Annotated in this window: 17 protein-coding genes; 15 read left to right on the top strand and 2 right to left on the bottom strand. The window is 58.9% G+C overall.

The features are described 5' to 3' along the window. Positions 1-93 precede the first annotated feature (93 nt). Together U1H82_RS16650 and U1H82_RS16655 are read left to right on the top strand one after the other, a co-directional pair. Positions 94-570 (top strand): IS110 family transposase, encoded by a 477-nt coding sequence (locus U1H82_RS16650; RefSeq protein ID WP_322966079.1) that lies wholly within the window; start codon positions 94-96, stop codon positions 568-570. 423 nt (positions 571-993) lie between these two features. Further along, entirely contained in the window at positions 994-2,001 is a 1,008-nt protein-coding gene (locus U1H82_RS16655) for an IS30 family transposase (protein ID WP_322966080.1), read from the top strand. Positions 2,002-2,014: 13 nt separating this feature from the next. On the opposite strand, the gene U1H82_RS16660 is transcribed toward U1H82_RS16655, so the two are convergent. After that, entirely contained in the window at positions 2,015-2,548 is a 534-nt protein-coding gene (locus tag U1H82_RS16660; RefSeq protein WP_322966081.1) for a chloramphenicol phosphotransferase CPT family protein, read from the bottom strand. A 463-nt stretch (positions 2,549-3,011) separates the two neighbouring features. Continuing rightward, on the bottom strand, positions 3,012-3,863 hold the full coding sequence (locus tag U1H82_RS16665) for a 2OG-Fe(II) oxygenase (RefSeq protein ID WP_322966082.1): 852 nt from the start codon (positions 3,861-3,863) through the stop codon (positions 3,012-3,014). Positions 3,864-4,137: 274 nt separating this feature from the next. On the opposite strand from U1H82_RS16665, the gene U1H82_RS16670 reads away from it, so the two are divergent. The 13 genes from U1H82_RS16670 to rfbC all read left to right on the top strand — a co-directional run bounded on the left by U1H82_RS16670 (position 4,138) and on the right by rfbC (position 19,214). After that, complete coding sequence (locus U1H82_RS16670) at positions 4,138-5,508, top strand: O-antigen ligase family protein (RefSeq protein ID WP_322966083.1); 1,371 nt, start codon at positions 4,138-4,140, stop codon at positions 5,506-5,508. Positions 5,509-5,574: 66 nt separating this feature from the next. Next, the gene (locus U1H82_RS16675) at positions 5,575-6,285 is read left to right on the top strand and encodes a polysaccharide biosynthesis/export family protein (protein WP_322966084.1); all 711 of its coding nucleotides are present in this window, start codon (positions 5,575-5,577) and stop codon (positions 6,283-6,285) included. Positions 6,286-6,299: 14 nt separating this feature from the next. After that, positions 6,300-8,507 carry a GumC family protein gene (locus U1H82_RS16680; protein ID WP_322966085.1) on the top strand — a complete coding sequence of 736 codons (2,208 nt, stop codon included), beginning with the start codon at positions 6,300-6,302 and terminating at the stop codon, positions 8,505-8,507. After that, entirely contained in the window at positions 8,461-9,723 is a 1,263-nt protein-coding gene (locus tag U1H82_RS16685) for a tetratricopeptide repeat protein (protein ID WP_322966087.1), read from the top strand. Before U1H82_RS16680 ends, U1H82_RS16685 begins: the two co-directional genes overlap by 47 nt. A 7-nt stretch (positions 9,724-9,730) precedes the next feature. Continuing rightward, on the top strand, positions 9,731-10,033 hold the full coding sequence (locus tag U1H82_RS16690) for a hypothetical protein (protein WP_322966088.1): 303 nt from the start codon (positions 9,731-9,733) through the stop codon (positions 10,031-10,033). A 143-nt stretch (positions 10,034-10,176) separates the two neighbouring features. After that, on the top strand, positions 10,177-11,490 hold the full coding sequence (locus U1H82_RS16695; RefSeq protein WP_322966089.1) for an exopolysaccharide biosynthesis polyprenyl glycosylphosphotransferase: 1,314 nt from the start codon (positions 10,177-10,179) through the stop codon (positions 11,488-11,490). A gap of 5 nt (positions 11,491-11,495) precedes the next feature. Then, on the top strand, positions 11,496-12,422 hold the full coding sequence (locus tag U1H82_RS16700) for a rhamnan synthesis F family protein (RefSeq protein WP_322966090.1): 927 nt from the start codon (positions 11,496-11,498) through the stop codon (positions 12,420-12,422). Next, on the top strand, positions 12,419-14,368 hold the full coding sequence (locus tag U1H82_RS16705) for a hypothetical protein (RefSeq protein ID WP_322966091.1): 1,950 nt from the start codon (positions 12,419-12,421) through the stop codon (positions 14,366-14,368). The genes U1H82_RS16700 and U1H82_RS16705 overlap by 4 nt, the downstream gene beginning before the upstream one ends. Continuing rightward, positions 14,365-15,291: a glycosyltransferase family 2 protein gene (locus U1H82_RS16710; protein WP_322966092.1), complete on the top strand. Its 927-nt coding sequence runs from the start codon at positions 14,365-14,367 to the stop codon at positions 15,289-15,291. Before U1H82_RS16705 ends, U1H82_RS16710 begins: the two co-directional genes overlap by 4 nt. A 66-nt stretch (positions 15,292-15,357) precedes the next feature. Continuing rightward, on the top strand, positions 15,358-16,644 hold the full coding sequence (locus U1H82_RS16715) for a hypothetical protein (RefSeq protein WP_322966093.1): 1,287 nt from the start codon (positions 15,358-15,360) through the stop codon (positions 16,642-16,644). After that, complete coding sequence (locus U1H82_RS16720; RefSeq protein WP_322966094.1) at positions 16,634-17,758, top strand: glycosyltransferase family 4 protein; 1,125 nt, start codon at positions 16,634-16,636, stop codon at positions 17,756-17,758. The genes U1H82_RS16715 and U1H82_RS16720 overlap by 11 nt, the downstream gene beginning before the upstream one ends. After that, entirely contained in the window at positions 17,755-18,588 is an 834-nt protein-coding gene (locus tag U1H82_RS16725; RefSeq protein WP_322966095.1) for a glycosyltransferase, read from the top strand. The genes U1H82_RS16720 and U1H82_RS16725 overlap by 4 nt, the downstream gene beginning before the upstream one ends. Before the next feature lie 59 nt (positions 18,589-18,647). Next, positions 18,648-19,214, top strand: a complete 567-nt coding sequence (gene rfbC / locus U1H82_RS16730) for a dTDP-4-dehydrorhamnose 3,5-epimerase (RefSeq protein WP_322966096.1) — start codon at positions 18,648-18,650, stop codon at positions 19,212-19,214. The last annotated feature ends 11 nt before the right edge of the window (positions 19,215-19,225 follow it).

A 19,225-nucleotide genomic window follows, 5' to 3' on the forward strand; every position in this document is an offset into this window, starting at 1 on the left:
AATCAACGAGTCAACGTGTAATTTGTGGCTGCTTCCCCGGGCCGGCTGAGCGGCGCACCTTCTGGTTGTCGGACCTGAAGGAAGGAAGCAGCTATGAAGTACTATGCCGGAATAGACCTGTCGATGGAAACGTCGCACGTCTGCATTGTCGATGCCGAAGGGCGCAAGGTCGCAGCGCAATGCGTGGACAGCACGCCGGAAGCGATCGCCGCGCTGCTGGAACGCCATGGTCCGATGGAACGCGCGGTGATCGAGACCGGCCGGATGACGCCATGGGTTGCGCGTGGCCTGCACGAGCTGGGCGTCGCGATCGTGTGCTTTGATGCGCGCCAAGCCCACCAGAGCCTCAGGGCGATGAAGGCGAACAAGACTGATCCGCATGATGCGGCGGGCCTCGCACAGTTGGCCGGGACAGGCTTCTACAAGGAGGTGCACGTCAAATCGCTGACGTCACACGGGGTGCGCTCGGTGATCACCGCCCGCGCGCATCTGGTCGAAGCACGTGGCCGCTCCGCCATCGACCAGAGATCCGCTCGCGCAATTGTCGCGAGCAGCGCATCGATGTCGTGAACGCCGCGCGCGGTCGCGAGACACGCGTGAATCGGGTCGCAGACCGGATGATGGGGATGGCCAAGGACCTCGAGCGCGACCCACAGGTCGAGTCCATCCTGCGTAATCGGAAGGTGCCACTGGGTCTTGGTAATAGCACCGGCGCCAGCGTTAGTCGGGAGCTCGAGCAGATGATCGGGCGGACCCGCAGCCGGGACTTGGCATCGGGATGTAGCGCGGGCGGCAGGCTTTCATCTGCGGGCTGAGAGACCGAGGCTTTTAGAATGTCCGGTTGTCGTGGAGCCGAATGAGCCAATAAGCGTGAGAAGGAATGGCATTTAACATAACTATCATTATCGAATTGAAGGGAGTGGCTAGGTGCATTCTAGATCGAAGTGCGAAAACCCGGCTTAAGTGCGGGTTCCAACCACCTGAGGGTCGCGCATGGGCCGCTACACGCATCTGGATCTGGACGAACGCCGCAAGCTTTATCAGCTCACCAGCGCTGGCAGAAGTCCGCGCCAGGCTGCGGTCGAGCTGGGGCGCCACACGTCGACCATCTATCGCGAGCTCAAGCGCAATCACCGGTTCGACGAGGAGCCGATGTTCCGCGGCTACTTCCCACTAACGGCGCACTTGATGGCGGCTGAGCGACGGTTGAGAGGTGCCAAGTTCAGTCGCTATCCCGAGCTCGCCAAGTACGTCGTCGACCGACTGAAAGCCGCCTGGTCGCCCGAACAGATCGCTGGCTACCTTCGGCACCGCACCGCAGGTCCGCTGCGGGTGAGCCATGAGACGATCTATCAGTTTGTGTACGGGCCCGAAGGTCAGGCGACTAAGCTGGCACGCCTGCTGCCCACCGGTAGGCGGAAGCGGCGACGTCGCTACGCCCGGAAGCCACGCGGCCTGAACATTCCGCCTGCGCACACCATTGCGGCTCGGCCGCCAGACATCGCCGAGCGGGCCGACTTTGGCCATTGGGAAGGCGACCTCATCGCGTTCAAGTTGCATCACGGTAAAGCCAACCTCACCTCGTTGGTTGAGCGTCGAAGCCGCTTCATCGTGCTTGCGCCCAACGGCAGCCGTCACTCGGCCGGCATCATGGAAGGGATTGAGCGCCACCTCGGCACTCTCCCCCCTTCCCTCCGTCGCACGATCACGCTCGACCGAGGCACCGAGTTCGCCGGGTATGGGCGCCTACGGGAGAGCCTAGGCATGACCGCGTACTTCTGCCAGCCGTCAGCGCCATGGCAGAAGGGCAGCGTGGAGAACAGCAACGGCAGGGTACGGCGTTTCCTACCCTCGGACACGGACATCGCACAGGTATCGCGAGCCGAGCTCGAGCAGCTGGTTAACCGCCTAAATCAAACGCCACGCAAGTGCCTTGCCTATCGAACACCTGGCGAGGTCCTGGCCGAGCAGGTCGCCCTCGTGCTTGAAGCGGAACCCTGACGACCTCCCCACATCAATTGTCAAAGCTCGAAGCGCGTTCAGTGGATCGCCAAGCTATGAGGAGCCTTTCAACGTTGGCCTCTGCGCCGTCCTCGCCATCCAGCTCAAGGTCATAGAGTTTGCCGACATGAATTGTCTCAAAATCACGTTTTGCACTGCCCAGCCTCCGATCGCCGCGCAGCTTCTCGCGCTCGATCAGTACATCGAGACGACAATGCACAGCAACGAAGAAAACATTATGGCTCGACAAAAGCTTGCGCAGCGCCGTCATCCATTCGTTGGTGTCGAGAATATGTTCTAAAATCAGATCATTGCCCGCGTCTGCATAAGCAGCCAAAGAGGCGTGGAATCCATTGAAAACGGCTTCGCGCACGTCGGCCCAAGCGAATTCTCCGCTCTTAAAGCGGCTCATCGGAAGGATGCCTGAATCACGCAGATGATCTAGCGGAATATGGAGAAACGGCTTTTCAAGCCGCGCTTGAAGCACCTTGGCAAGGGTAGATTTGCCACTGCTTGAAGCACCATGCAAAAAAATGATTTGCGACATTGCCTAGCCTCGATGATTGGCACCTTATTATCGGTCACAGTTGAGTGTGCGCAACGTCCACTTGCCACCACCTTCAGACACTCGCCCTGCGTGACCAGGCCCACTGCTAGCGCAGCGGGTCCGGGGTCAGGAGCCGAGAGGTGATCGCATCAGCGGGGGCAGCGCTGCGCTGCTTGGGTGGCTACACGCTGCCCCCGCTGCCACCAGGCCTATCGCACTTCGGCTTGAAACCGCACTAATTAACCAGAGCCCGATTGCCTCAAGGTGATGCCGTTACCTCGCTGGTTCACCCCCGGACAGTCTTGGCTATGAGGCCTGTCGAGATCGCCAGCCAGCGTGGTCCGAGGACATAACCGGACCACGCTGGCTTCGCCCCTCAGTCCTCAGCCATAAAACACACGGGGCAGCAGAGCGAGGTGCAGGCCAAGCATCAATTTCAAAAAAGCCAATACCATTTCTAATATTATTTAATTTTCTTATAAACGTGCGTTTTATTGCCAATCCCTTGTGACAGTACACCACGAATACCGGTTCTTAACTTCGCATCTGCCTGAAGAATTTTATCGATAATCGGCTGTTCAGGACGCCCACGAAATGAAGTAACATGGAAATTGTCACTCGATCGCAGGGGGTCATCGGAAAAATAATAATTCGATACGCAGCGACGATAGTCATTTACCCGGATCGGGCTTACCGAATGCCATGATTTATCATGGGTACCCATGACAGCCAGACGATTGAACTTACTCCAAATAGTTATTTGCTTGCCTTCAACGCCATCAGGCCAAAGCTCAAGATTTCCGCCATTTTCTTCTTCCCAATTTTCCGTAACATAGAAAAGAAGATTAAGAACTCGCCATTTTTCCCTGTCTTTATCATGCGAATTGTCGATATGGGGATTAAGATACTGCCCCTCCCCCATTAGGGAGATACCACCTGCGTACAGATTTTCGTCGGGGAAAAGAGTACCCGCCCCGATCTTTTCTTCAATAAATTTCACTATTCTACTATCTTGGAAGGCGTAAACGGCCTCCTCCAAGATTGGATTATAATTATCCATCTGGGCAGCAATATATTTATACTCTCTGATCGTCTTTTTTAGGCGCATAGACCCAGGAGCAGGGAATGCGGCACTTATCGATTTTACGACTTCCAAGGGCAAAACGTTATCAACATAGAAATATGGTATACCGGAAGATGACAAAGCTATCATTTCTTGTATTTTAAACTTCTCTTCCTCCAGGCGCATGAGGATGAAATCAGCCATTACTTTACGGTTAACCAAGCCTTCAATTTCAGCTACAGTACGGCTCACGACCCACCTCTCAATCCTGTTGGACATACCAAAAACACCGGCCACTACCGAAACCGCATCTTATATGATGCGCCTTTCATGGCGCACAAGTTTGTGGATAAGCATGCACAGCGCTCGCGTTGCCAACCTCATGGCTCAATGCTAATCACCCTAAAAATAATTGCCATATTTCGCCCATTTTCCCCTTTTACGGATACTCCCGTTCGCCCAATCGGCATATGGCCAAAAGCAAGGATTTTCGCCGTTGAGACGTCGCGCACCTCGCATCCGGTGGATGCCGGTCGAGCAACTGGTTCTGATCGCGCTGTTCGTCATTCTCACATTGTTTGGCGGCGCATCGCGAGCGGACGAACCAGTCCAGATGATCGTGCGAATGAGCGCAATCGCCGCGTTGGCGTATGCCATATTCAGCCGCCCTGCCAAACTTGATCGCGCGACCGGCCCCGTCATGGCAGGCTTGGCCGCGGCAGCCTTCTTGGTTGCTGTCCAGCTTATTCCCTTGCCATTCTCGATTTGGTCGTCCCTGCCTGGACGCGCACTATATGCACAACAGGGCTCCTTAATAGGGGCCGGCGAAATTTGGCGGCCGCTGACGCTTTCTCCCGATCAAACCTGGAATGCGCTACTGTCGCTTATCGTGCCTATTTCCGTGGTCGCGCTGCTAGCAAAAATGCATTACCGCCAGCGGGCCGCATTCGTTCCAGTAGTATTGGCTATCGTGGGCTTCAGTATGCTTGTCGCACTGGCAAGATTGATGTCGGGCAGTGGCTGGATAGCATTGAGGCAACCGACCGACGGGGGAGGCGGCGGGATTTTCGCCAACCGTAATCACCAGGCTTTATTGTTTGTCATCGGATTGCCTGCATTAGCGGTATGGGTCACAGACCATAAGCTGTCGCGCACGACGCCTTGGCTAAGATGGGGTACCGCGGCCGCAGGCGCCCTATTGCTGATCATCTTAATCCCGGCAACCGGTTCGCGCACGGGCCTGTTGCTAGGTACTGCTGCACTAGTGATGGCCCTTATCTTTCTATCGGAAACTGCGAAGCGCCTCCTTCAGAAGGTGAAGAGGCGTCGTACCCGAAAACTGTTGATCGCCGGCATGCTATTTGGATTTATCGGGTTAATCGGCCTCATCTCTACCCTAAATCGTGCGGAAGGGGTGCGGCGGCTGATGTCCATGGATATCGCAGGAGATACGCGCACACGCTTGTTCCCTCGCGTTGTTGAGATGACCTCAACCTTTTTTCCGGTGGGGACGGGCTTTGGAACTTTCAATCCGGCGTTCCGGCGCTTTGAGGGCCTGAGCGACCTCAAGCTTACATATTTCAATCAGGCTCATGATGATTTTGTCCAGATTGTCCTGGAAGGTGGATTACCCGGCGCGTTGATTTTGGTTATCGCTCTGGGATGGCTGGCATTCCAGATGGTGGCTGCCTGGCGATCCCCGCCGAATCGTACCGCCACACGCCTTGCCCGCCTTGCATCGATCCTGATGATATTGATGCTTGGTGCCAGCATCGTGGATTACCCGTTAAGAACCCCCTTAATGGCGGCTCTGTTCGCCCTGTTCGCGGTCTGGTTACATGGGCCGCGTGTCGGACAGGACCCACAAAATGGGAAAGATGCAGCCTCAACCTGCTGATCCTTTACCACGCTGAAGCTAGTCGGTATAGGCTCCGGATCAGCCTGAGATCAGGATAACTCAATCATGCGTTCAATTGGCTTGGCAGTTGCCAGCACGTTCCTGCTGGCGGCATGTGTACACCGCGAGCCTATCGAAAGCTCTCCCAATCTCACGGTTGTTCAAGCGGCTTCGCTGCCAGAACCCACCCGTGCCGATCTGACTGCGCCGGATCGAGCGACGTTCATCGGTCCGTTGGACGTGATTTTCGTCGACGTTTTCAACGTGCCTGAATTAACGCGCGAATTGCAAGTCGACGCAAGCGGCCGCATCTCCATGCCGCTGGTGGGCAATATCGATGCCATGGGGAAAACCCGTGAGGAATTGGCCGCTAAGATTGAAGATGCGTTGCGCGGCAAGTACCTGCGCAACCCAGAGGTAACGGTCAATATCCGTAGCTCGGTCAGTCAAGTGGTTACGATCGATGGTCAGGTAACCGAACCTGGCCTGTATCCGGTTACCAATCAGATGACCTTGATGCGTGCGCTCGCATCGGCGAAGGGCCTTTCCGAATACGCGAAGCTGGACGACGTTGTCATCCTGCGAATGGTGAACGGCCACAAGGTGGCCGGCCTATACAATCTTGATGCGATCCGGCGCGGCGCATATGGCGACCCTCCGATCTACGCGAATGACGTCATCACGGTCGGAGACTCGCCGGCGCGTCGTATGTTCCGTAACTTGATCGCGGTGTCACCTCTCCTCACCGCGCCGCTCATCGCTCTTCTGAACCGCTGAATTAAGGCCGCTCCATGAACAAAATTCCGGCAGCCCTAGGGTTCGGATCCGGCGCCACCTTCGAAGCAATACGACCGCAGCACGAAGTGGCGGCGGTTGCCGATGTGCAGCCATCCATTTTCCGTCAATACCTGCGCATCGCGATGCGCTGGCGTCGCTACATTCTGGGTGCGATTGTCGCCTGTGTCGTCGTCGGCCTCATCATCACGTTTTTGATGACCCCGATGTATAAGGCGGCGACCACTCTCGAGATCGCTCGCGAGAGCAACCGGATCGTCAATATCCAAGGCGTCCAGCAAGAGGCGAGCGAAGGGGATCAAGAATTCTATCAGACGCAGTACGGCCTGCTGGAATCGCGTACCTTGGCAGAGCGCGTCGCGGTCCGCACCGGAATCGTCGACGATCCCACTTTCTTCAAAACCTTTTCGATCAAGCTGCCGGACACCGTCACAGGTCCCAACGGCCGCTTTACGGCGGCAGGTCGCGCGCAACGGGAACGGGTGGCCGGCGCCATATTGCTCAAGCATCTTGATGTCGTGCCGGCGCGTGCCTCACGATTGGTCAAGATCTCGTTTTCGAGCCCAGATCCAACGCTTTCGGCGAAGATCGTCAACGCTTGGGCATCCAACTTTATCGCCTTGTCACTTGAGCGGCGCTATGACGCCAGTTCCTATGCCCGACGCTTTTTGGAAGAGCGCCTCAACCAGTTGCGTAAGCGCCTGGAGGATTCGGAGCGTTCGCTGGTCGCCTTCGCTTCTCGCGAGAAAATTCTTGAATTGCCAGGACAGGGTGGCGCAGCGGGCAGCCGGCCGCTGATCGCGCAGGATCTGGCCGATCTGAACCAAGAACTCGATCGCGCTACGGCGAGCCGTATCCAGGCACAGGCGCAGTATCAGGAAGCTTCCAAGGCGAATGGTGCCGTTACCGAGGCTTTGACCAATGGTGCGATCAATGCATTGCGGCAGCGCCGGGCGGAACTCGCCGCGAACTATCAGCGCCTCATGGTGCAGTTTACCCCGGACTATCCGAGTGCCCGTGAAATTGCCGTGCAGATCGCGAACATCGATCAGTCCATCGCACGCGAGGAACGCCGCGTCTCCAATTCGTTTGCCACCGCACTGCGGACCGCAGCGAACCGCGAAGACAGTCTGCGTCGCCGGGTCGATACGCTCAAGGATGGCCTGCTGAATCTGCGTCGTCGGAGCATCCAGTATAACATTTACCAGCGTGAGGTGGACACCAACCGCTCACTTTATGACGGCCTGCTCTCACGCTACAAGGAAATCGGCGTTGCCAGCGGTATTGGCGTCAATAATATATCCGTGGTGGATGCGGCAGAGGTCCCGCAATCGCCGTCAAGTCCGCGTCTATTGCTCAATCTGCTTCTGTCAGTCATCGCTGGCACGCTGATCGGGGCAGCCATCGCCTATGTCTTGGAGCAGAGCGACGAGACAATCACCGATCCAGAGGAAGCAGAACGGTTGATTGGCATGCCGCTGCTCGGCGTCATTCCAAGGCTGAAGAACGGCCGCCCGGTCGAAGTGCTTAGCGACCGAAAGTCGGAACTCGTCGACGCCTATCTTGCGGTTACGACCAATCTGGCCTTCTCGACCGATACGGGCGTGCCGGCCACGATCGCGGTCACGAGCACGCGGCCTGCCGAGGGTAAGTCGACCACGGCATTGTCGCTGGCGGTACTGCTGGCACGGTCGAACAAGCGCGTGTTGCTAATCGATGCAGACATGCGCTCGCCATCGGTGCATCATGTGCTGGATCTGCCCAACAAGAAGGGGCTCAGCAACTATCTCGCTGGCGACGAAACCGGGCTCGACGCAATCCTGCAGCCCAATGCTTTCGACATCGACGTACTGACTGCCGGGCCAGTGCCGCCGAATGCCGCCGAATTGCTGACCGGGCCTCGCTTTGGCAACGTGCTGTCGCTGCTAGGCGAAAAGTACGATCACATCGTGATCGATTCCCCCCCGGTCGTCGGCCTAGCCGATGCCCCGCTGATCGCCAGCCGTTCGCAGGCGGTGCTCTTCACGGTCGAAAGCCATGGCATCCGCTTCACAATGGTCAAGATCGCGCTGGGCCGTCTGTCCGCTGCCCATGCCCGGACGTTGGGCGTTGTCCTGACCAAGTTCGACTCCGACAAGGCGCAATACGGCCAGGGCTATGATTACGGATATGGTTATGGCGAGAAGCTCAGCGATCCGGCCTGATCGGGGTGATGCGGACGGCGCGTCGCACGGCGCCGTCTGGTATCTGGGTTGGGGAACGCTTCTGCTGGCACTATGCTATGCGGTTCTGCGGGTTGGCCTAGGCATTGTTGCGGCAGCAACCTCCCCCTCGTTCGCGCTGAAGATCGCGCCCGACAATGCCGAGGCGCTAGTCGGCATGTCAACGCAGGCGATGGCGTCCTTGACGCCCGACGGGATAAGGCGCTCTGCCGACTTCGCACGGCGCGCCTATCTCCGCGAACCCGTGTCCGCTGCTGCCCTGCGGCAGATAGGTTTTGCGGTGGAAGCCGATGGTGGCCCGGACAGGGCGCGCCCTCTGTTGCGCCAAGCGACGGCGTTGTCGCGTCGTGATTTCGAGACGCAATTGTGGCTGATCGAGGATGCCGTCAACCGCGGCGACGTCGCAGAGGCATTGCGGCATTACGACGTAGCGTTGCGTACATCGAAGCGCGCCCCGCAAATCCTGTTCGGCCCGCTGACCGTCGCAACCAGTGATCCAGCGCTTATCTCCCCGCTTGCGCAGACGATCGCGCGGCAGCCGCCATGGGGCAACACCTTCCTACTGCAGGCCGCGTCCACTTCCAACGCTCCCGGCAACATGGTCCGACTGATCTCGATGTTGCTGGCGGCAGGCTATCCGGTGACGCCCTTGGCGATCCAATCGCTGGAAGGCAGGTTGATCCAGGCTGGCGACTATAAAGATGCCTGGGCGCTTTTCGCTGCCGCCTTTCCTTCGGCGCGGCGCGATACCATCCGCAATCCGCGTTTTCAGGACATGGTCAGCGAGGGGCTGGCCTTCGGCTGGTCCTTCGACGTCGACGGCAGCGCGACCGGCGTCGTGATCGACGACCGCAATGGTCGCCGGCTCGGATATAATGCGCCGGTCGGCACCGGCGGGATCGTCGCCCGCCAGATGTTGCTTCTCCCCCCCGGCACCTATCGGCTGTCAAGTACGGTGGTGTCGAACAACCATGCTGGTGATAGCGCGCCTGTCTGGCGGTTGCGCTGCGTCGGCCAGAATGAGAATCTAGGGGCGATGCCGCTGCCGGTCGTCACGGGCGCGCCGCAGCATGTCCACGCGCTGGTCACAGTGGCCGGATGCCCGGCGCAATGGTTGGAACTGGTGTTGTCGGCGACAGACGATCCCGACGGGATTGCTGGTGCTGTCAGCGACATTGACTTGGGTCGGGTGAGGTAAAGTTCGCATGAGCACTTGTTATGCCGCATGGCTGCTCCTCGCCGCGTTAGGGCCATTCGATCCGTCAGAGGGCGGGCAGGCTCAGGAAACGACGCCCCTCGGTCAGCAGACAGCGATCAGCGAGCAAGACAACAGCAATACTGGCCGCGTATCGACCGGACGAATTCTATCACGCCGTGAGACGCGGATAGACACGCGCATCACGCGGGAAAAACTCATCATGCTTGGCCAGGGTAATGAGGCCGCGCGGACACATGAGGATGCCAAAGCCGCTGTCGGTCGTCCCGGTGGGGTATCCAGTCGTTTTTGAGTTGCATCAGACCGCTGCCATGCAGCATGCAGACGGTCTCCTGCGCACCGCGGGCAGAACCACGGTGCCGATTGCCGATGCATGTACCGAATAACGAGGGTTATCATGACGCTTTTGACTCCGGCGCACGGCACAGGCGTTTAATGTTGATTGCGCCCATCAACACGCGTGCCGCACGCCCTCATTCGCTGGCGGGAGTATTGTCCCGATGGCGCTACCAGGCGATTGGCGGACTGTTGGTCAGTACGCTTGTTCCTTATGTTGTGCGCCTGATGATCGCGAACGACGAAATCGGAATGCGCCAACTCCATCTTACACTGCTGTGGTGCGCTTGTGCGGTGATTCTGGGTAACTGGCTGTTCCGCAACGTCAGCATCTATCCAGGCGTCGAGGCGAGCGCATTCCTCCTGCCCTCCTTTACCGTCTCGTTCACCGCGATTGCGATTGTTCTGACAGTCGGCCGATTCGAATATGCGCGCACGCAGTTAATCGCTGGTTATGTCTTGAGCATCGCGTGGTTCTATTTCGTCCACTCTACCTTGAATCGCCATCAATGGCTGCGCATCGGCTATCTACCATTCGGGGCGTTCGACAAGCTGCCACAGGTACCGCATATCAACTGGGTGCGACTACCTGTCGATGGCTGTCCTACCCACCACGATCCAATCGTCGGGCGCCTTGATGCGATCGCGGCCGACCTGAGGATCGACCTTCCGGATCAATGGGAACGCACGCTCAGCGATTTCGCGCTCGCCGGCACTCCTGTGTATCATGTGAAGCATCTGGCGGAGTCTTTGACAGGCCGCGTCGAACTCGAGCATCTGTCAGAGAACAGCTTTGGCTCACTGATCCCCAATACGTCGTTTCTGATGCTCAAGCGTCTGGTGGATTGGATCGTGGCCGTGATCATGGGACTCGTGCTCCTGCCCATGTTGCTGGCGGTTGCACTTGCCATCCGGCTCACCTCGCCTGGTCCCGCACTGTTCAAGCAGCAGCGCATCGGTTTCCGAGGCGAGCCGTTCATGGTGTATAAGTTCCGGACGATGCGGGTGGAGGAACCAGGCGCGATGTCTGAACGGGAGACCGCGATGACGCGCACCGGAGACGCACGGATTACGTCGCTGGGTATGATGCTCCGTCGGACGCGGATCGACGAATTGCCGCAGATCCTGAATATTCTGAAGGGGCAGATGAGTTGGATCGGACCTCGCCCTGAAGCGGCAGTCCTGTCTCGCTGGTACGAGGATCAAATTCCCTTTTATCGCTATCGCCATATCGTACGTCCGGGCATCACCGGCTGGGCACAGGTCCTTCAGGGCCATGTCGCCGACGTAGCGGACGTGCAAAGCAAGCTGCACTATGATTTCTATTACATCAAGAATTTCTCGCTCTGGATGGACATCTTGATCATCGCGAAGACAGTCAAGACGATGCTGACGGGTTATGGCGCACGGTGAAGCGAATGGAATTGATGGCCACCCTCAGGCGGTGGCGTGGCAAGCAGCCACAGACATTTGAAAAGGCGCCGCTTGATCGCCTGGAGCGGGACTGGACGTTCAAGTCCGGTCGGGCGCCCGCCAGTGTGCAGGCGATCCGCCTATACTCCCTGCTGAACGGTCTTCAGCGTCGACCGCGATCCGTTACGATCATGCCGGTCTTTCCCGCGCCACGCTGGACCTGCTATTTCATCTACGCCCCCGAGGGCCGATTGTCGGAGGCCCATCTTTTCACGCTGGCGCGCCTGCGTGCGATGGCGCAGCCATTGCTGGTCATATGCGCCGCGCCGCATCCCGACCAAGTGCCGCCAACCCTGCGCGATCATGCCGACGCGCTGTACTGGAAGGGGCTCGGCGGATATGATTTTTCGGCGTACCGCCTTGGATTAGAGGTGATTGCGTCTGCGTCGCCGCATGCTGACGTGTTGGTGTTAAACGACTCCATCTATGGGCCATTTACCGACCTGGAGCCGTTACTGGCTAGCGCACCCTGGGACCTGACCGGGTTCACGGCTTTCTCGCTGATCGAAAACCATATCCAGTCCTATGCCTTCCAGATGCGCAACGTGACGCCTCGACGCCTGCGTGCGCTGCGCACAGTGATGCCCGGTCGCTGGGCGTTCAAAGACTATCGCTCGGTAATCTACCTGCAAGAGACGCGCTTCGCACGGACCGCGGCACGGCATATGACGGTAGGGGCGTTATGGTATGCTGACGCTGCAGTGTGCGGCGACCCATCACTATATGTCGCGCCCGAGTTGTTGGCACAGGGTTTTCCGTTCCTGAAAAAATCCCTCTTTGGGCGTAGCCGGGGGATACAGGACGTGAGGTTGCTGCAAAAAGCTCTGGCAGAGCGCGGCCATCCGCTGCCCGACATGGCGGAGGCCGCATGAACGATCCGGTCAACACACCAGATGGGATCAACCGCCGTGCGGCCCTTGCCACTGCGCTGGTTATCGGAGGCGCGACCGCTCTCAGTTCCGGCTGCTCAGCGCAAGGTGCAGCGCCAGCGCAACGCTATACAGTGCCGATACGGGCTTTGCTTGATGCAATCCGCCAGGGTCGCCTTTCAGACCATCTTGATGGTCTCGGCCTGCCAAGACCGAGCATAGCAGGACTGAACGATGCCCGCGGTACCTCGTTGCTGGCACGACTAAAGGGCGTCCCGCTTACGCTGGTGGAGGGGGCGTATCTGATACACCCCGACGAGCAGCGTGTCGATGTCCTACTGCCGGATGCCCGAAAGGTGACAGGGGGGCTGATCGGTGCGGCTCAGTTCGTTTTCGTGCCGACAGGCGATGAGGTCCGCCTCGCCACGGTATCCTTCGAACCCGCTGGCCCCGCTCCACCAGCGACCACCGTGGTCGCTCCGGGCAGTGCGGCGCAACGCGTTCAACAGATGTACGATGCGTTAGCAGCCAGTGGCGGAGGTACCTTGTTCTTCGCAGCGGGGACGCACCACGTCTCGCTGGTGCTGACTTCACGCGCGGTCCGCATCGCAGGGGCAGGCATGGGGGCGACGATCCTGACCCCCATTGCGGCGGATCGCCCGGTACTCGAGGCGTGTTACAACTCCGGATCTTGGTCGCTCGTAGAGATCGCCGATCTGTCGATCATAGGCACTGGCGCGGGCATCGGCTTTCAGGCGGGACACCTGCCCCGAAAGCCGCTCGATGAATTTGCCGGACGCACCGTTTTCCGCAATGTCCGCTTCGACCGGTTACAGACCTGTATCAGCCGACCCTATGGCCAGATTGGGCTATGGTTGCAGAATTGCGTATTCGGAGCGGCAGATTACCACCTTCATTCGGTTGGTACGATGACACCGGGCGAGCCGATGCATGCGGGCAATCTGGTCGCCCGCGATTGTCATTTCGCAGGGGCAGCCAAGGCCGTGTTCTTCATGAACAGCTCCGCTATCGGGACCGGCCAGATCACGCTTGACCATTGCATCATGGAATTGAATCCCGGTTACGTCTTCTACATCAATGCGTTGAATGGCGTCGAGGGCGTGCCGGGGATGCTGGTGCGATCGTGCTGGAACGAGCAGAATGCCACTGCCGAGTCTGTCACGATCGACCGGCCGCAAAGGCCGGTCTACGCCTATCTGAAGGACACTGGCCTAGTCCGGTTTGAGGACACGCCAGTCGGCGACCTGCGTCTGGCGAATGCCACGGTCGTGACGCGAGACTGCGCACTGGATTTGTTGAAATCGGTCACTGCCGACCGGATGTCGACACTGGTCCATTACGATGCCCGGGGGTTCGGCACCTTCGCTCCCAAGGGGTTGGTCGCCAGTATCGCTGCCACGTATCAATTTGGTCCCAATCGGGCGCTGTCGTTCGCTATGCCGCCGCGCAATTGGCGCGCGGTGAGCGCGACCGACGGGCAGACGCTGTTGTCGCATCGCGATGGTCGGATCGCGTCGACGGGCAGCCCCGCCATCTCCTCGGCACATGCCGAAGGACAGAAATCCGTCAGCCAGGTCGTACGCGTTGCTGCTGGCGAACATGTTCAGCTGCTCCCCCAAGGCGATGCCCCGCGCAATCGCTGGATCGCATGGATCATCGACTGTCGGCTCGCCGCTGGACCGCCGGTGGCGCTGAGCGTGACCGGGACGAGTGGCGTCTCCGCAGGTTTCCCCATCGAACACACCACCCTGCGCAGCGTCGCTGGCATGACATGGTGCGACGCCCCAGTTGGTGCATTGCATATCGAACTGGCGGGGGCGGATACCGATGGGTCAGCGGTGGAGATCGGCCGTTATGAAATGATGGCGTTCGAGCGCCGCCAGGATGCGCTCGCCTATGTGAACGGAACGGCGAGGAAGATCATATGACCCTTTCTCCTTCTTCCCTACCGCGGCTGACGCTGATCACGGTCACCTACAACGCTGCCAGTGTACTGGATGATTTCTGGACCTCGCTGAAGGCACAACGGGGTGTCGACTGGTCGCTAATCATCGTCGACAACGCCAGCGTCGACGGCACGCTAGATAAGCTCGCAACGATTGAGCAGGATCAGCGGGTCACCGTGATCCGCTGCACCGAGAACACCGGCGCGGCCGAGGGCAACAATATCGGGTTGCGCCACGCCCTGCGCAACACGCAGGATTATATCGTCCTGTGTAACAACGACATTCTGTTCGGACCTGATATTTTGCAGGATCTTGCTAGAGCCAAGCATGCCTTGCCGCTCGGCGCCGTGACCCCTCTCATGGTATTCGAGGATGACCGCACGGCCATGTGGTTCGAACGCGGAGAGATCAGGACGCGCTTCGGAGTGCGATGTCTGCACGTCGCGGCGGGCGACTCGCCAGCGTTGTCCGTCTATCCCACCGACTATGCGCCAACCACCTTCGTGCTTTTCGACCGTGCGGCGATCAAGGCAGTGGGAGAGATCGACAAGGGATATTTCGCCTATTGGGAAGACGCCGACTATATGTGGCGGCTGCGGCGAGCCGGATATGGTATCTGGGTGAATGCGAGCACGACGATCGTCCATAAGGTCAGCCAGTCGTCGGGTGGTTTCGGTTCGATCTATTCCAACCGCCAATATCACAAGAATCAATTGCGGTTCGCGCGCAAGCATTTCGGCGCAGGAACCGTCACGCTGACCGCCGCGTCGTCCCTAGCCCGGATCGCGGTTCGTGCACTGTTGCGGCTCGATCCACCGAGCATGACGAAGGCAAAGCTGCGCGGGATGTGGGACGGAGCCTCCGCTCCGGCGCTCCTGCCCTCCTCCCACGTCGGCCGCTTCTGACACAGGCCATTGGCTTCGCCGACGCCCTGTGCCATCAGCCTTCCGTAGAATGTCGGGCAAAGCGTTATGATCACCCCACCCCCTGTCACAACGGTGGCACAGCTCCGGCAGAGGGAACGCCATCTGCTGGCAGTGCTACGCTGCCTGACGGTGCTGGCGCTGATCCTCTTTGTTCCATCCGCGCTCCGTTACCACCTCAATTTCTCATCCTATGCACCAGGCGTGCTTGCCGGTTGCCTGATGGTAACGATATTGGGCCCGGTCGGCGTATTCGGGCGTATCCCATTGCGCGTGCTCAACCCAGGCTGGCTGCTCGGCCTCCTGACATTGAGCGTGATCGCAATTCATCTGGGCTTGTCGCTGTTCCAATTCCCCGTCGATATGAGCCGTGCCGTCTTTTCACTGGCGGCGCTCGCACTGATGGCGACGGCTGTGCCGATCATATTCTACACAATATTCTGCGCGGACGATGCGGTGCTGTCGGACACGCTCCATATCGTGCGGGTGTCGCTGCTCGTAATGGTGGTGTTATCGATCCTGAACTATCAGCCGCCCGGCCCGCTTGCCTCCGAACGTCCGGTCTGGCCGTTCACGGAACCGTCGCACTTCGCGCTGACCGCAATGCCGTTCTTCATTGACGCCGCAGTCCGTTCTTCGCGGCTCATGCGCTGGGCATGGCTGGGGGTTGTGGCGTTGATCGTGCTATTGCTGAAAAGCCTCTCGCTGTCCGTCGGGCTGGTCATCATGGCCATTTGCTCGCTGGGGCCAGCCGAGCTGATCGCCTTTCTGATCGCCGGGATAGTGGGACTGCAGTTTATCGACCTGTCCTACTACACCCAGCGGCTCGACATCAGTTACACCAGCACCAACCTTTCGGCGCTTGTCTATCTTCAGGGTACGGAGCTGATCCAAGAAGCGCTGGAAAAGACGCACGGCTGGGGAATCGCCCTTCAGCAACTTGGTTTCGCTCCCACGAATGTCCTGGCGACAGAGATGATCCGCCGGGTCGGAGGAGGTGAGCAGAACCTGGCCGACGGCAGTTTCCTCGCCGTCAAGTTCGGTGCTGAATTCGGCATCCTGGGGTTGGCAATTCTCCTGATCTATCTCGTTAAGCTCGTCGGCGTCATTATCGACCTCCGCCTGGTCGCGGGACGCAGGGCTCTGGCCCCGGTTGCAGTGACCTTCGCCTTCTGCGTCTACGCGTCGTTCTTTGTGGAACTATTCGTGCGAGGAATTGGATATTTCAGCGGGACCTTCACCATGGCCTGCGCATCATTAGGAGTCGTTGCCGTCGTCAAGTTCCTCCCGCGCGTACGCAACACGCAGGCATCGACCCTCTCCCATGTCGGTTGATGCATCTCCTACCGATCGGCGTCTGATCGCCTTCAACCTGGGCTTCCTCGATGGAGCCCCCCTGACCGGACCTGGCTATTACGCGGTGCAGTTGTTCGCCGAATTGCACCCGATCGTCGCCGCACGCTCGGATCGCGCACTGCTGGGCTTTGTCCAGCGTTGCGCACTGGTGCATTTCCCCGTTCACCTTCACGAGGCGCTGCACGTCGTCGACGATCTGCCGGGTGGGCGGGTAGCGCGGGTGGCGTGGGAGCAATTACGACTACCGATGTTAACGCGCCGCGCCGGTACCGACCTACTGTTCAGCCCCGGCTTTATTTCGCCGATGTGGGGCAGCCGTCAATACGCCGCCTGCATCCATGACATGTATTACGCCGTTATCCCGGATCTCATCGATCCACGCCAGCGTCGGTATTGGCAGATGTTCATTCCGCTGACGGTCCGTCGCTGCCAGCGACTGATCGCGGTGTCTACGCAGACACGACAGGACCTGGAACGCATATTGCCCGCCGCAACCGGCAAGGTACGCGTGACGAAGCTGGCCAGTCGGATGCAGCCGGGTCAAGCCATCGAGCCCGCAACGATCGCCGGTCCCTATATCTTGATGGTGGCCAATCTGACCGCCAACAAAAATGTCGAAACGATTCTGGCTGCGCTGGAGGCGGTCCGGCACGCTGGCTATGACCTGCGGCTCGTACATATCGGTCGGGATCCCGACGATCGTTTGGCCCGTTGGCGCGACGACGCGTCCGCCCCGGTCGTTGCGCTGGGCAAGGTGAGTGACGCCACACTGGCCGGCTTGTATCACGATGCGATCGCGGTCGTGAACGCATCACTGTACGAAGGGTTCGGGCTGCCCGCAGTCGAAGCCCAAGCCATGGGCGCGCCGTTGATAAGTTCGCATCACCCTGCGCTGGTCGAGGCCGCAGGGACGGACGGCGCGCTGTTCTACGATCCCAAGGCTCCCGATCAACTGGCGACGCACCTGATGCGTCTTTTGGATGAGCCCATGCTACGCGATTCTTTGCGTGAGCGCGGGTACCGCAATGCCGCTTCCATGTCTTGGGGCCGGGTGGCCCGGGAAACCATGGCGATCTTCGACGAGATTCTATGAGCAGCCTACCTGTCGACCTGACCGTCAGCTGCGTGCTGTACAAAACCGATCCTGCCGAGGTCGCGATGATGTGCGAGCAGGTCGCAGCCATTCCGCTGCGTACCCACCTGTACCTCGTCGATAACAGTCCTGGTCTGCGGCCAGGATTTTCGACAGTGGGCAATGTCACGACCATCGTCACCGGCGCCAATCTCGGCTATGGCCGAGCGCATAATATCGCGATCCGCCAAGCGCGCGGGACTGCCGACATCCATCTGATTGCCAATACGGACGTCCTTTTTGCGGGCGATGCCGTTCTTACCTTGGTCGACCGGTTGAAGCGATCGAACGAGATAGGAATGGTCGCACCGCGCGTCGTGTATCCCGATGGAAAGCTACAATATCTTTGCCGGCTCTTGCCGCGCCCGGCCGACCTTATCGGCAAGCGTTTCTTTGGGTGGTCCTCCTGGGGACGTCAACGAAATGATGAATATGAATTGAAGAAGTGGGATTATGCTTCAGAGGCAAACATTCCCTTTCTTTCTGGATGTTTTTTGCTTTCTAAACACGATGTTCTCGAAGAGGTAGGTGAATTCGACGAACGCTATTTCTTGTATTTTGAAGACCTTGATCTTTCTAGGCGTATAAATAGTCGCTATACTACGCTGTTTATCCCAGATTGTACTATTACACATTTGTATAGATCAAAAATTTCTAAGAATAAAAAGCTAATTCTATACTTGATTGGAAGCGGTTTTCGCTATTTTTCAAAATGGGGATGGCTTTTCGATCCTCATCGAAAGCGCGTCAATGCTGAAACACTAATCGCGATTAATCACGCGCGATCTTGATCGCTCGCGCCAAGTCGTGGCGGATTGCCATGCCGCCTCTTCCTGTCTATCGAGCGCGCATGGCAGCCTCCCCCGTCCAGCTCATCCGCCCGCGCCGTTTCGGCGATGCCCGCGGCTGGTTCACCGAAGTCTATTCGGTGCCGACTTTCGCTACGCTCGGCATCGACTGCCCCTTCGTACAGGACAATCATTCGCTGTCCGTGCCCGCCTTCACGCTGCGCGGCCTGCATTTTCAGACGCCGACGCGCGGACAGGACAAGCTAGTACGCTGCATTCGTGGACGGATTTTCGACGTCGCGGTCGATGTCCGGGCGGGATCGCCTACCTATGGTCAGTGGGTCGGCGCAGAACTATCCGCCGAGAACGGGCACCAACTTTTCATTCCCATCGGTTTCGCGCACGGTTTCGTCACGCTGGAGCCGGAGTGCGAGGTGACCTACAAATGCTCGGACACCTATGCCCCCGCGCATGACGGCGGCATACGGTGGGACAGTGTCGACATCGACTGGCCGATCCCGACAGGCATCGCTCCCGAACTAAGCGAGAAGGACAAGGTGCAGCCGACCTTGGCCGAGTTCGACAGTCCATTTGCTTATGACGGCCGTCCCCTGACGCCGCTCGCCTGAGGAACGATTAC

The sequence above is a fragment of the Sphingomonas fuzhouensis genome, from assembly GCF_034659795.1.
In the GTDB taxonomy this organism is placed as follows: Bacteria; Pseudomonadota; Alphaproteobacteria; order Sphingomonadales; family Sphingomonadaceae; genus Sphingomonas; species Sphingomonas fuzhouensis.